Source organism: Citreicella sp. C3M06, assembly GCF_018860705.1.
Classification (GTDB): Bacteria; Pseudomonadota; Alphaproteobacteria; order Rhodobacterales; family Rhodobacteraceae; genus Salipiger.
The window spans coordinates 117224-131235 of the sequence record NZ_JAHKQA010000007.1 but is presented as its reverse complement, the minus strand read 5'-3'; the positions used below and the strand labels follow the sequence as shown (position 1 = coordinate 131235).

At 66.9% G+C, this 14012-nt stretch carries 13 protein-coding genes; 7 read left to right on the top strand and 6 right to left on the bottom strand.

Annotated features, from left to right (window positions below; genetic code table 11):
• Positions 1-136: 136 nt before the first annotated feature.
• Both KO516_RS02755 and KO516_RS02750 read right to left on the bottom strand, forming a co-directional pair.
• Positions 137-1798: an amino acid ABC transporter ATP-binding/permease protein gene (locus KO516_RS02755; RefSeq protein ID WP_216002282.1), complete on the bottom strand. Its 1662-nt coding sequence runs from the start codon at positions 1796-1798 to the stop codon at positions 137-139.
• Entirely contained in the window at positions 1795-3438 is a 1644-nt protein-coding gene (locus tag KO516_RS02750; protein ID WP_216002281.1) for an ABC transporter ATP-binding protein/permease, read from the bottom strand. Before KO516_RS02750 ends, KO516_RS02755 begins: the two co-directional genes overlap by 4 nt.
• Positions 3439-3592: 154 nt before the next feature.
• On the opposite strand from KO516_RS02750, the gene KO516_RS02745 reads away from it, so the two are divergent.
• Both KO516_RS02745 and acpS read left to right on the top strand, forming a co-directional pair.
• Entirely contained in the window at positions 3593-4357 is a 765-nt protein-coding gene (locus tag KO516_RS02745; protein ID WP_216002280.1) for a pyridoxine 5'-phosphate synthase, read from the top strand.
• On the top strand, positions 4354-4758 hold the full coding sequence (gene acpS, locus KO516_RS02740; RefSeq protein ID WP_216002279.1) for a holo-ACP synthase: 405 nt from the start codon (positions 4354-4356) through the stop codon (positions 4756-4758). Before KO516_RS02745 ends, acpS begins: the two co-directional genes overlap by 4 nt.
• Before the next feature lie 109 nt (positions 4759-4867).
• On the opposite strand, the gene KO516_RS02735 is transcribed toward acpS, so the two are convergent.
• The 4 genes from KO516_RS02735 to KO516_RS02720 form a co-directional block, all read right to left on the bottom strand.
• On the bottom strand, positions 4868-5440 hold the full coding sequence (locus tag KO516_RS02735; protein WP_216002278.1) for a cob(I)yrinic acid a,c-diamide adenosyltransferase: 573 nt from the start codon (positions 5438-5440) through the stop codon (positions 4868-4870).
• 3 nt (positions 5441-5443) lie between these two features.
• Positions 5444-5647, bottom strand: a complete 204-nt coding sequence (locus tag KO516_RS02730) for a twin transmembrane helix small protein (protein WP_216002327.1) — start codon at positions 5645-5647, stop codon at positions 5444-5446.
• A 67-nt stretch (positions 5648-5714) separates the two neighbouring features.
• A complete protein-coding gene (locus KO516_RS02725; RefSeq protein WP_216002277.1) occupies positions 5715-6548 on the bottom strand; it encodes an SDR family NAD(P)-dependent oxidoreductase in 834 nt (277 codons plus the stop codon).
• 63 nt (positions 6549-6611) lie between these two features.
• A complete protein-coding gene (locus tag KO516_RS02720; protein WP_216002276.1) occupies positions 6612-7199 on the bottom strand; it encodes an SH3 domain-containing protein in 588 nt (195 codons plus the stop codon).
• Between the two features lie 182 nt (positions 7200-7381).
• Between KO516_RS02720 and KO516_RS02715 the strand changes: the two genes are divergently transcribed.
• The 5 genes from KO516_RS02715 (at position 7382) to KO516_RS02695 (ending at position 13991) form a co-directional block, all read left to right on the top strand.
• Positions 7382-9694 (top strand): DNA topoisomerase IV subunit A, encoded by a 2313-nt coding sequence (locus tag KO516_RS02715; protein WP_216002275.1) that lies wholly within the window; start codon positions 7382-7384, stop codon positions 9692-9694.
• A gap of 67 nt (positions 9695-9761) precedes the next feature.
• A complete protein-coding gene (locus KO516_RS02710; protein WP_216002274.1) occupies positions 9762-10994 on the top strand; it encodes a DUF898 family protein in 1233 nt (410 codons plus the stop codon).
• Positions 10994-12112, top strand: coding sequence for a M48 family metallopeptidase (locus KO516_RS02705; RefSeq protein WP_216002273.1), 1119 nt, complete (start codon positions 10994-10996; stop codon positions 12110-12112). The genes KO516_RS02710 and KO516_RS02705 overlap by 1 nt, the downstream gene beginning before the upstream one ends.
• 194 nt (positions 12113-12306) lie before the next feature.
• Complete coding sequence (locus KO516_RS02700; RefSeq protein WP_216002272.1) at positions 12307-13065, top strand: electron transfer flavoprotein subunit beta/FixA family protein; 759 nt, start codon at positions 12307-12309, stop codon at positions 13063-13065.
• Entirely contained in the window at positions 13065-13991 is a 927-nt protein-coding gene (locus KO516_RS02695; RefSeq protein ID WP_216002271.1) for an electron transfer flavoprotein subunit alpha/FixB family protein, read from the top strand. The genes KO516_RS02700 and KO516_RS02695 overlap by 1 nt, the downstream gene beginning before the upstream one ends.
• The last annotated feature ends 21 nt before the right edge of the window (positions 13992-14012 follow it).

Below are 14012 nucleotides of genomic sequence, written 5' to 3'. Positions count from 1 at the left end.
TTGCTTGCGGCAGGCGCGCAGTGCTGTGCCGCGGAACGTCTTCCTGAGCTTCACGCCGATTGCTGCGGCGCAGAGTCAGATTTGAGCCTCTGCTAGACCGGTCGGCCGGGATGCGGATTGATCTGCATCAAGGCCATCAGGAAACGTGAATGTAGCTTTCCAGCGAAAGCACATGATCGGCTGTTTCCAGCTCTGCCAGCCGGTGTGACGCGGTGACAATGGCGGCCTGCGGCAAAAAGTCTCGAATTCCGGCAAGGACTTGGCGCGCTGTCGCCCCGTCGAGCCCTTCGGTCGGTTCGTCCAGCAAAAGCAGTGCGGGGCGGCGCAGGATCGCGCGGGCCAGAACCAGCCGCCGGGCCTGACCGCCCGAAAGCCCGGCGCCGCCTTCGCCCAGAACCGCGCCAAGGCCACCGCGCGCCGCGATGTCATCGCCCAGCGCCACGGCGCGCAGCGCAGCCCATGCGGCATCTTCGCTCAGGCCGGGCGCGGCCAGCGCGAGGTTTTCGAATATCGTCCCCGACAGCAGCGCCGCGCGTTGCGGCACCAGCAGCAGGGTGTCGCGCAGCGCGCCGTGGCTTTCGACTGGCGTGCCCAGCAGCAGCGCCTCGCCCGCCGTGGCCGGTGCCAGCCCGGCCAGCACATCGAAAAGCGTCGACTTGCCCACGCCGCTTTCGCCGCGCAGCGCCAGCGTTTCGCCCGGCATGACGTGGAATGACAGATCGTGCAGCAACAGCCGCGTCCAGCCGGGCCGTGCCAGCGACAGGTTGCGCACCTCAAGCACCGCGCCCGGAACGGCGGGCAACGCCGGGCTGCTGCGCTGTGGCAAGGCATGGGGCGCAGGCTCGGCCATGACACGGGCGGCGGCGTCGCGCATCCGGCCAATCTCGGCCATGCCCCGGCGCAGGGGCACCAGCGTTTCCGCCAACGCCAGCGCGACAAAAACGCCAATCGCCGCCAGCGCCGGATCAAGCGCGTCGCGCGCCACCAGCAGCCCGGCCAGCGCAAAGGCGCTGGCGGTGACCAGCGCGACGATGGCGCTCAGGATCATCCCCGCCCCGGTATCGATGGCATCGAGCCGATCCATTGCGGCGCGGGCCTCGGCCTCGGTCGCATCCAGCCCGGCGCGCCAGCGTGGCAAGGTGCCTTGCAGGATCGCCTCGCGCCGTCCGCGAAACAGGCCGATCGCCCCCTGCCGCAGCGCCTGCATCGCCGTCTCGGCGCGGCTCGACGGGTCGAGAGTGGCGCGCCCGACACGCCAGAGCACCACCCCGCCGCCGATCAGATAGCCCAGCGCAACCGACGCGGCGATGGCGTGCGAGGTCAGCGCCCACAACGCCACGAACGCCCCCGCATGGGTGATCAGCGCCGCCGCGACCGGCAGCGCCAGCCGCAGCACCACGCCATCCAGCGCATCCACATCCGCGGTGATCCGGGTCAGCGCCGCCGCGCCGCGCAGGCGCCGCAGGTCCGGCATCGCGTAACCTTCGAGCCGCGCCAGCAGCGTCACCCGCAGCCGCGCCAGCGCCCGCAGCGTCGCGTCATGTGTCAATAGGCGTTCGCCATAGCGCGCCCCCGCCCGGCCCAGCGCCAGAAACCGCACCCCCGCCGAGGGCCGGAACACATCGAAGGCGATGCCCACAGCCACCCCGGCGATACCGGTCGCGGTGATGAACCAGCCCGACAGGCCCAGCAGCGCCGCGCCCATCCCCAGCACCGCCACGGCAAGCGCCGCCCCGCGCCACATCGCCCATGGTTCGGCCTTCCAGAGCAATCTCAGAACCTGCCAGAGCTGCCTCATGCGTCCTCTCCAAAGCGGATCACCCGCCCCATTGCTTCGGCCAGCGCCGGGTCGTGGGTGGCGACGATGACGGTGCGCCCCTGCGCCGCAAGTTCCACCAGCGCCGCGATGATTGCAGCGCCATTGGTTGCATCGAGATCGGCGGTCGGCTCGTCGGCAAGGATCACGTCTGCGCCGGTCAGAAAGGCGCGGGCGATCAGCAGCCGGCGCGCCTCGCCGCCGGAGACGCCCGCGCCGGTTTCGCCCAGCACGGTGTCCAGCGCTTCGGGCAGCGCCTCGACGATGCCGCCCGCGCGGGCCAGCCGCAGCGCCGTGCCCAGATCCGCGCCCGTCTGGTGCGGATCGAGAAACCGGCGCAGCGTCATGTCGGGCACATGCACCGCCTGCGGCACATAGGCGATCCGGGCGCGCCATGCGTCGGCGGTATCATCGCACAACGGCTGACCGGCGACCGCCACCGCGCCGCTGTCCGGGGTCAGCAGCCCTGCAAACAGATCGAGCGCGGTGGATTTGCCCACCCCGCTTGGCCCCCAAAGCGCGACGCTGCTTCCCGCCGCGATGTCGATATCCGGCAGCGTCAGCACCGCGCCACGCCGCACCGTCACGCCCTGCAATGCCACCGACGCAGGCCCGCCCAGCGGCGCAGAGCGCGCGCCCTGCCCCAGCACCGGCGCGGTGTCATCCTGCGCCAGCGCGTCAAGTTCATCGGCCACCGCCTCGGCAGCGGCCTTGTCGTGCCATGCGGCGGCCAGATCGCGCAGCGGCTGGAAATACTCCGGGGCGAGCAGCAGCAGGAACACGCCCTGTGTCAGGGTCAGCCCCTGCCCCCAAGCGCCAAAGCTCAACTCTCCGAGCAGGGTAAAGCCAACGTAAACCGCCACCAGCGCCACCCCAAGCGCCGAAAACAACTCGAGCATCGTCGAGCTGAGAAAGGCAACGCGCAACACCCCCATGGTGCGGATGCGCAGCCCCTCGGCCCGTGCCTCGAACGCGGCGCGCGAGGCCTCTGCGGCGTTGAGCAGCAGGATGTCAGGCAAGGCGGCGATGCGATCGATCAGCAGCGTGTTCATCGCGCCAATCTCGACCATCTGCTTTTCGCTGGCGCTTTTCGCGGCGATGCCGACCAGCGCCATGAACAGCGGGATCAGCGGGCCGCTCACCAGAAGGATCACCCCCACCGCCCAGCTTTGCCAGAAAGCCAGCGCAAGAATCACCGGCGGCACCAGCTGGCAGCGCGCCATGGCGGGGCGATAACGGGTGATCCACGGCCCCAGAAGCGCAAGCTTTTCCGTCAGCATCGCCGCCAGCGCCGCCGAGGACGCGCCGCCGGGGCGCAGCGATTCACGGCCGAGCAGATCGGCGCGCAGGCTGTGGATGACACCATCGGCGGTGCGAAAGGCAAGCCGCGCCGCCAGCCGGTCGATCAGCGCCCGGAGCAGCCCCAGCCCCGCGAACGCCGCCGCGCAGGCGAGCGTGTGCCCAGCGCCAGCACCCGACACCCAGCCGCCGATGCCGATGGCCAGCGCCAGCGCCTGCAGCGGCCACAACGCCGCGGCCAGCGCCGACAGCCGCGCCGCGCGCGACAAACCCGTTTGCGCCTCTGCCGTCAGCAGGCGGTCCGGCGATGATGTTCTGGCCAAGGCAGTCCCCGTACGCGCGTTCTTTGCTCCGGTCTTAGCCCGCGGCACACGCCGCGCGCAAATCGCCATGGTGCCGCACCCCCGCGTGAAACCGGTTTTCTCTGGCACGCTTCGCCGCTAGGGTTCGCCGCGCAGACCTGCGGAGACCGTAAGAATGACCGATTTCGCCGGACGCCTGAGGCTTGGCGTCAACATCGACCACGTCGCCACCGTGCGCAACGCCCGTGGCAGCGCCTATCCCTGCCCGCTGCGCGCGGCAAAGCTTGCGCAAGAGGCGGGCGCCGACGGCATCACCGCCCATCTGCGCGAAGACCGCCGCCACATCTCGGATGCGGATATCGACGGGCTGATGGAAACCCTCACGCTGCCGCTGAATTTCGAGATGGCCGCAACCGGCGAAATGCAGGCCATCGCCCTGCGCCACAAGCCACACGCCGTCTGCATCGTGCCCGAAAAGCGCGAAGAGCGCACCACCGAGGGCGGGCTGGACGTTGCCCGCGATGACAACCGGCTGGCGGCGTTCATCGCCCCATTGCGCGAGGCCGGCTGCCGGGTGTCGATGTTCATCGGCGCTGACGAGGCGCAGGTGACGGCCTCGGCCCGCATCGGGGCGCAGGTGGTCGAATTGCACACCGGGCATTACTGCGATCTGCATGCCGAGGGCCGCCTCGCCGAACGCGACGAGGAACTTGCGCGCCTGCGCGAGATGACCGCCTATGCCCATTCGCTCGGGCTCGAGGTGCACGCCGGGCATGGGCTGACCTACGAGACGGTGCAGCCGATTGCGGCATTCCCCGAGGTGATGGAGCTCAACATCGGCCATTTCCTGATCGCCGAGGCGCTGTTCAAGGGCCTCGCCCCGGCCATCACCGAGATGCGCCGCCTGATGGACGAGGCGCGCGGGCTGCCCGCACAATGATCCTCGGGATCGGCACCGATCTGGCCAATATCGACCGCATCGCCGGAACGCTCGACCGGTTCGGCGATCGGTTTCGCAATCGCGTCTTCACCGATATCGAACAGCGCAAGGCCGAGCGGCGCGCCGACGTGGCCGGAACCTACGCCAAACGCTGGGCCGCCAAGGAAGCGTGTTCCAAGGCGCTTGGCACCGGGCTGCGCATGGGCATCGCGTGGAAGGACATGGCGGTCAGTAACCTAGATACCGGGCAGCCGGTGATGGCACTGACCGGCTGGGCGCAAGAGCGGCTGGAGCAGATGACCCCGCCGGGGCACGAAGCCATTGTCCATGTCACCCTGACCGACGATCACCCTTGGGCGCAGGCTTTCGTGGTGATCGAGGCGCGCCCGGTTCGGCCCTAGCCGATCACAGTCCGGATGACGCCCGCCCTGACAGGCTGCTAGCGGCCCTGCCCGACGCAGCGCCTCGCCATTGCGGGGGCCGGACAGTCCACTGGACGCCCCGCCGCTTTCAGCGGTTCGCCCCCGGAACCCACAACACGTCGGCGCGGCCGTCGTCGTTACAAATCCGCGAGGCAACGAAGAACCAGTCGCTCAGCCGGTTGAGATATTTCACCGCGTGCTCGTTGGCGTCGTCCTGTGCGGCGAGTTCCACCGCGCGGCGCTCGGCCCGGCGTCCCACGGTGCGGCACTGGTGCAGATGCGCCGCCGCCGCCGATCCGCCCGGCAGCACGAAGCTGCGCAGCGGTTCGAGCCGGGCGATCATCGCGTCGATCTCGGCTTCAAGCCGCTCGACCTGTGCGGCGACGATGCGCAGCACCGGATATTCGGACTCGGCATCCTTCGCCATGTCCGGACGACCAAGATCGGACCCCAGATCAAACAAATCGTTCTGAATGCGCGACAGCGCCGCGTCCATGTCGGGGGGGCAATGCAGCCGGGTGATGCCGATCACCGCGTTCAGCTCGTCAACCGTGCCATATGCCTCGACGCGCGCGTGGTATTTCGGCACCCGCGCACCATCTACCAGCGCGGTTTCGCCCTTGTCTCCGGTGCGGGTGTAGATCTTGTTCAGAACGACCATCGGTCAGCCTCCCCTGCGCAACAGCACGAAGATCACGATCGCCACCACCGCCACGAATTGCGCGATGATGCGCCAGCGCATCGCCTTGTTTGCGTATTTCTTGTTGAACTCTCCGCCCCGGGCAAAGCTGCCGATGCCAAACAGCAGGATCGCGACGACGATCAGCATGATCGTCGCGATCACAAGGAACAGCGGGTCTTCCCTCAGCATGGCGTCTCCTCCCACGGGCGCTTTGCGCAGACATAACCCGGCGCGGCGCAAAAGCGAACCCGGCTTATCTCTGCCGGTCGATCAGCCAGTCCAGCGCCACCGTCGGCAGGATGCGCCGCAGCCGCCCCATCAGATGGGTTGGAAAGGTCACGTAATAGCGCGGCTTGGGGTTGGGATGTTCCAGCGCCGCCACCAGTTTCGAGGTCACCGCCGAGGGGTGCAGTTCGAATCTATCCTTCGCAGGCGGCGCATAAAGACGCGGCACCAGCGATGCCTCGTATTGCGCCGCGCGGACAGAGCCGCGCCAGTCGATCCATTTTTCGAAATGCGGCACGGAATTGGCGCGGATATTCGACGTAATCGGCCCCGGCTCGATCAGGATCACCTTGATCTCGGTGTCGCGCAGTTCAAGGCGCAGCACGTCCGTCAGCCCTTCGAGCGCGAATTTCGACGCCACATAGGCGCCGCGCCAATGCAACGGCACCAGCCCAAGCACCGACGAGCAGTTGACGATCCGCCCCTGCCCCTGCTTGCGCATCACCGGGATCACCGCCCGCGTCAGCGTGTGCCAGCCAAAGAGATTGGCTTCGAACAGCTCGCGCAAGGCCTGCGTCGGCAGATCCTCGACCGCGCCGGGGCAGGCAAAGGCTCCGTTGTTATACAGCGCATCCAGCCTGCCGCCGGTGGCGCTCAGCACCTCGTCTAGCGCGGCATGGATGCTCGCCTCGTCGGCGTAATCAAGGCGGGGGCTGTCGAACCCCTCGGCGCGCAGCCGCGCGCAGTCGGCGTCCTGACGGCAAGATGCAAACACCCGCCAGCCCCGATCCCGCAGCCCGTGCGCCGCATCATATCCTATCCCCGAAGAACACCCGGTGATCAGAACCGATCTTTCGGCCATGCCCCTGCCCCTTGTTGCGATTGCCTTCCGGCGTAGGGCAGGCCGACAGGCGGCGCAAGCGGATCAGTTGACGGCGTCAAGGAAGCGGTTCGACATCCAGCCGACCCGCGCGCCGTCGACGCTGCGCAGCTTGACCCAGCCATCGACATTCTCCGACACCACCTCGACCACGGCATTGCGGCGCAGCTGGTCGACCACGTGATACGCCGTTCCCGGACCACTGCGCATGTTCACCACCGAGCCGGTGACCCGGTGCAGATCGCGCATGGAGTCGGGGTTGGCGTCGCTCTTGGTCTCGCGCGCGGCAAGCTTGGCGATCATCGCATCCGACGGACGGGCCAGCGGAATGCGCGCCGCGGACGCCAGCGTCACATCAAGCTTTTGCGCGGCGGGGGCGGCCTTTGCCCTGTCGACGGCGGGCTCTGCCACAGCTTGCCCGGCAGGCACCGCGCGGGCCGAGGCCAGCACGACGCCCGCAGGCGGCGCGGCAACGCTTACCAGCGGCGCAGCGGAGGTATCGGCGCGGGCAACCTCGGGCGAGCGCGCCACGGCGGCGGCCGCGCTGCGATCGGCGTTGAAATCAGCGCCGCCGGACATCTGGTACCAAGCCAGAGCAAGAAAGGCGAAGGTCAGGAAAATAAAGCTTTTCATATCAAAAACCGCCCCCCAGCGGCAGGCAACCAACAAACGGGCCGCCAACCACAGGCAGACGGCAAAACATGGCCGGCATAGTACAGCACACAGGCTTGTGATCAAAGCCGCGTTCGGAAAAATCGTCACGCGCCGGTCTGGATCGCTTGTCCGCCCCGCCGCGCGCTTGTATCACAACCTCTATGAATGACATCGTCGATGACCCCAATATGAACCCCAGGAACGTGGCCGAGCCGCTGCGCCGTGCTATTGGCGAGCGCTACCTGACCTACGCGCTGTCGACGATTATGAACCGGGCGCTTCCAGACGCCCGCGATGGGCTCAAGCCCGTTCATCGCCGTATCCTTTATGCAATGCGCAGGCTTCGGCTTGGTTCCGCCGGTGGCTTCCTGAAATCGGCAAAAATCAGCGGAGACACGATGGGGGACTTCCATCCCCATGGTGACGCGGCGATTTATGACGCTATGGCGCGACTCGCGCAGGATTTCACCATCCGCTATCCGCTGGTCAACGGTCAGGGAAATTTCGGCAATATCGACGGCGACAACCCCGCCGCCTCGCGCTACACCGAAGCGCGCATGACCATCATGGCCGAGGCGCTGCTGGAGGGGCTTGACGAGAACGCCGTCGATTTCCGCCCCAATTACGATGGCCGCCTCGAAGAGCCGATCGTGCTGCCCGCCTCTTACCCGAACCTGCTGGCCAACGGGTCCAGCGGCATCGCGGTGGGCATGGCCACCAACATTCCGCCGCACAATATCGGCGAGCTGATCAATGCCTGCCTGCATCTGATCAAGCATCCCAATGCGGTGGACGATTCGCTGCTGCAGCACGTGCCCGGCCCCGATTTCCCCACCGGCGGCGTCATCGTCGAGCCGCCCGAGAACATCGCGCAGGCCTATAGCACCGGGCGCGGCTCGATCCGGCTACGGGCGCGCTGGTATGTCGAGGATCTGGGCCGCGGCCAGTGGCAGATCGTGGTCACCGAGATTCCCTATCAGGTGCAGAAATCCAAGCTGGTCGAACGGCTGGCCGAGCTGATCCAGACCCGCAAAGTGCCGATTCTGGGCGATATTCGCGATGAATCCGCCGAAGACATCCGCATGGTGCTGGAACCCAAGACCCGCAACGTCGATCCCGACGTGCTGATGAACATGCTGTTCCGCAATTCGGATCTCGAAATCCGCTTTTCGCTGAACATGAACGTGCTGATCGACGGGCTGACGCCCAAGGTCTGCTCGCTCAAGGAAGTGCTGCGCGCGTTCCTTGATTTCCGCCGCAATGTGCTGTGCCGCCGCTCGCAGCACCGGATGGAAAAGATCGACCACCGGCTCGAAGTGCTCGAAGGGCTGATCATCGCCTTCCTTAATCTCGACCGGGTGATCGACATCATCCGCTACGACGACGATCCGAAGGCGGCGCTGATGCGCGAGGATTGGGCCAAGACCCATGCCCGCGCCATGGACGAGAAAGACTACGTCGCGCCCGCCGCCGACCCATCGGCCGAGATCGTGCTGAGCGAAGTGCAGACCGAGGCGATCCTAAACATGCGCCTGCGCTCTCTGCGCCGCCTCGAAGAGATGGAGCTGGTGCGCGAGCGTGATGCGCTCAAGGCCGAACGCGAGGGGCTGGAAACACTGCTCGCCTCGGACGATCTGCAGTGGAAGCGCATCTCGGAACAGCTGCGCGAGGTCAGGAAAAGCTTCACCAAGGATTACGCGCGCGGCCAGCGGCTGACCTCGTTCGCCGAGGCGGGCGAGACCGAAGACGTGCCGATCGAGGCCCTGATCGAGCGCGAGCCGATCACCGTGGTCTGTTCGAAAATGGGCTGGATCCGGGCGATGACCGGCCATATCGCGCTGGACCGCGAGCTGAAATTCAAGGACGGCGACGGCCCGCGCTTTATCTTCCACGCAGAAACCACCGACAAGCTGCTGGTGTTCGCGTCGAACGGGCGATTCTACACCATCACCGCGGCCAACCTGCCCGGCGGGCGCGGCATGGGCGAGCCGCTGCGCCTGATGGTCGATCTGCCGAACGAGGCCGAAATCGTCGACATCTTCATCCACCAGCCGGACCGGCGGCTGCTGCTGGCCTCTTCGGCGGGCGATGGTTTCGTTGTTTCCGAAAACGACGTGGTGGCCCAGACCCGCGCTGGCAAACAGGCGATCAACGTCAAGGCGCCGGTGGTGGCAAAGGTCTGCAAGCCGGTCAATGGCGACGCGGTGGCGGTGGTTGGCGACAACCGCAAGGTGCTGGTATTCATGCTCGAAGAGCTTCCCGAAATGGCGCGCGGCAAGGGCGTTCGGTTGCAGAAATACAAGGATGGCGGGCTGTCGGATGCGACGACCTTCAACCTTGCGGTGGGCCTGTCGTGGCGCGACCCTGCCGGGCGCACCCGAACGGAAAGCAACCTTGAAGAATGGCTTGCCAAGCGCGCCACCTCGGGGCGCATGGCGCCGCGCGGCTTCCCTCGCGACAACACCTTCACCTGACCCCGCCTGACCGGGCGGGGCCGGGCCCGTTTGACCAGCGGCGGCCCCCGCCCGGAAAGGCAGTGCCATGACCGAAGCCCCCCCGGTGCCCGATAACGCCATTGGCGAGTACACCGGAGACGGCAAGACGCTGTTCTGGCTCGCCCTGCGCACCTCGCTGCTGACGCTGTTGACCTTGGGCATCTACCGCTTCTGGGCCAAGACCCGCATCCGGCGCTACACGTGGTCGGCAACCCGGCTGGATGGCACCCGGTTCGAATACACCGGCACCGGGCTGGAGAAATTCCTCGGTTTCCTGATGGCGGTGGTGATCCTTGCGGTCTACCTCGGGGTGCTGCAACTGCTGCTGGTCTGGTTCGGCATGACGATCTTTGCCGCCCCCGAAACACCCGAGCAGGCGGTGCTTCAGGGGATGGGCCTGTCGGTTTCGGCGCTGGCGGTGACGCCGCTGGTGTTCTTTGCGCAATACCGCGCCCGGCGCTACCGGCTGGCCCGCACCCGCTGGCGTGGCATCCGCTGTGGCATGGACAAGGCGGCATGGGGCTATGCGTTTCGGGCCATGGGCTACTGGGCGCTGACGCTTGTCAGCCTTGGGGCGCTGCTGCCGCTGATGACCTTCCGGCTGGAAAAATACATGACCGAGCGCAGCTGGTTCGGCGATGCCCGCTTTGAACAGCACGGCAGCTGGACCGGGATGTACCGTCAGATGACACATCTGCTGATCGGGCTGGCGCTGGTGCTGGGCGGGCTGCTGACCGGATCAATCGGGATGGCGACCGACCAGCCCGCGCTGATCATCGGTTATGCGGGCTTTGCCGTGGGTCTGGTGTGGTTTCCCATCGGCGTGATCTCGTGGCGGGTGCAGAGCTTTGCCTATCTGACCCGCCACAAAACGCTGGGCGGGCGCGTCACATTCGACGCTCAGCCCGAGACAAAGACGGTGATCCTTGCATGGGTGGTTGGCAGCATCGTTCTGGCCGTCGCGCTATCGGTCGCGACCGGGATCATCGGCGGCACGGTCGCAACCTTGCTGGCAGGCTCGGGCTTTGCGGTCGAGACAGGCAACGGTGAACACCTGTTCCTGCCGATCGTGCTGGCGGCGCTGGGTTACCTGCTGACTCTGGCGGCAACGCAGGCCGGGGCGCTGGCCGCCATCGTGCAGCCGATCCTGAAACATTACGTCACCACGCTGACACTCCTCAACCTTTCCGCGCTGGACGAGATCCACCAGCGCGCCGCCGATCCGGGCGCCGATGCCGAAGGCTTTGCCGATGCGCTCGATCTTGGCGGGGCGCTGTGATGCAAGGCGCGGCGCATCTCTATGACGGGCACTCGGCGCGCCGCCACGCGGTGACGGTCTCGCTCGCGCGCCACGATCTTGCGCTGCGGATCGATGGCAGCACCCTGCCCGCCCCGCTGCTGTGGCCGCTCGCCGACCTGCGCCGCCTGCGGGATCACGCCGACGCCGACCAGCTGGTGCTGACCCGTCATCAGGACAGCAAAGACGAGCAGCCACGCGATGCCGCCCGACTGGTGATCGACGATGCCCCACTGGCAGACTGGCTGCGGCGCACCCGCCCCGGGCTGGACCGGCGCGACGTAACGCGCGGCACCGGACGGCGCATCGCGCTGCGCGGCACGGCGGCGCTTGCGGCGGTGGCGCTGATGCTCTTCGTCATCCTGCCTGCGCTGGCCGGGACCATGGCGCGCCTGCTGCCGATGGACCGCGAGATCGCCTTTGGTCGCAGCGTCAAGGCGCAGATGGAACGGTTTCTCGGCGGCTCCGAGCTGGGCGGGCTGGATTGCACCGCCCCCGAAGGCCGCGCTGCGCTGGACGAGATGGTGACGCGCCTGACGCAGGGGCAGGATCTGGGCTATCCGCTCCAAATCAGCGTGATCGATCACGGCATGGTCAACGCCTTCGCGGTGCCCGGCGGGCAGGTCGTGCTGCTGCGCGGTTTGATCGAGGCAGCCGATTCGCCCGACGGCGTCGCTGCCGTGCTGGCGCATGAGATCGGCCATGTGGTGCACCGCGACCCGACGCGCGAGGCGTTGCGCGCCGCGGGCTCGGTCGGTCTTTTGGGGCTGCTGCTGGGTGATGTGACCGGCGGCGCGGCGATTGCGGGTGTGGCGCAGCGGCTGATCAATGCAAGCTACGGGCAGAATGCCGAAAGCGCCGCCGATGCCTATGCGCTCGACGCGCTGGCGCAGGCCGGGCTGCCGCCCTCGGCCCTTGGCGACATGTTCGAGATGTTCCGCGAGCGTCATGGCGACACCAGCGGGCCGGTGGCGCATTTCCTGTCGCATCCGCAGCTGTCGACCCGCATCGACGCCGCCAACGCGGCCGCGCCGGGCAAGGCCCTCGGCCCGGTGCTGGACGCGGCCCAGTGGCAGGCGCTGCGCAACATCTGCGGCTGAGCCGGGCGCGTCTGCACACGTATCGCAGGCCCGACAAACCGCGACAAAGGTCGCGCGAGAGTGCGACGCGGCGTCCCTTTTACGTTAACATGTCGTATTGGTACTGTTTTACCCGAGCCCGGTTCGCTATCAACCGTTCGAAGATTGTTTCGGGAGTCGCGCCCGCCGCGACGGTTATAGGGAGAAACTCGCCGATGAAGGTGCTCGTACCTGTCAAACGCGTGATCGACTACAACGTAAAGGTTCGCGTCAAAGCGGATGGTTCCGGTGTCGATCTGGCCAACGTCAAGATGTCGATGAACCCCTTCGACGAGATCGCCGTCGAGGAAGCCATCCGCCTCAAGGAGGCCGGCAAGGCAACCGAGGTGATCGCGGTGTCGATCGGCATCGACAAGGCGCAGGAAACGCTGCGCACCGCGCTGGCGATGGGCGCCGACCGGGCGATCCTCGTGGTGGCCGCCGATGACGTTCACAACGATATCGAACCGCTCGCCGTGGCCAAGATCCTTGCCGCCATCGTCAAGGAAGAAGAGCCCGGCCTCGTGATCTGCGGCAAGCAGGCCATCGACAACGATCTGGGCGCCACGGGGCAGATGCTCGCAGCGCTGACCGGCTATGCACAGGCGACCAACGCCAACACGCTGGCGGTTGAGGACGGCGCGGCGATTGTCGCCCGCGAGGTCGACGGCGGCTTGCAGACCATCAAGGTCACGCTTCCGGCCATCGTCACCGCCGACCTTCGCCTCAACGAGCCGCGCTATGCCTCGCTGCCCAACATCATGAAGGCAAAGAAAAAGCCGCTGGAGCAGAAGACCGCCGCCGATTACGGCGTCGATGTCTCGCCCCGGCTTGAAATCGTGACCACCGCCGAGCCCGCTGCCCGCGCCGCTGGCATCAAGGTCGGATCGGTCGACGAACTGGTCGGCAAACTCAAAGATGCGGGGGTGATCTGATGTCTGTTCTTCTTCTTGCTGAAATCACCGATGGCGCGCTGTCGATGGATGCAACCGCCAAGACCGTGACGGCCTGTGCGCCTCTGGGCGATGTCACCGTGCTGTGCATCGGCTCGTCGGCCAAAGACGCTGCTGCCGAGGCCGCGACCATCACGGGCGTGGCAAAGGTGCTCTGCGCCGAGGATGCGCTTTACAGCCACCGTCTGGCCGAGCCGGTGTCGGCGCTGATCGTGTCGCTGGCAGGCGATTATTCGCATATCGTCGCCCCGGCCACGACCGACGCCAAGAACATCCTGCCGCGCGTCGCCGCGCTGCTGGACGTGATGGTCATCACCGATGCGACCAAAGCCATCGACGCCGACACGTTCGAACGCCCAGTCTACGCCGGCAACGCCATGCAGACCATCAAATCCAAGGATGCGACCAAGGTCGTGAGCTTCCGCACCTCGACCTTTGACGCGGCAGCCACCGGCGGCGCGGCACCGGTCGAAGACATCGCGGCGGGCGAAAACCCGGCGCTGTCGGAATGGATCGAAGACAAGGTCGCCGCAAGCGATCGCCCCGAGCTGACCTCGGCCAAGATCGTGGTGTCCGGCGGACGCGGCGTTGGCTCTGACGAGAACTTCAAGATCATCGAAGCGCTGGCCGACAAGCTGGGCGCGGCGGTGGGCGCCTCGCGCGCGGCAGTCGATTCGGGCTTTGCGCCGAACGACTGGCAGGTCGGCCAGACCGGCAAGGTCGTGGCGCCGGACCTGTATGTTGCCTGCGGCATCTCGGGCGCGATCCAGCACCTCGCCGGGATGAAGGACAGCAAGGTCATCGTCGCGATCAACAAGGACGAGGAAGCGCCGATCTTTCAGGTCGCCGATTTCGGCCTTGTCGCCGACCTGTTCGCAGCCGTGCCGGAGATGACCGACAAGGTCTGATCCCTGCCGATCACGATACAA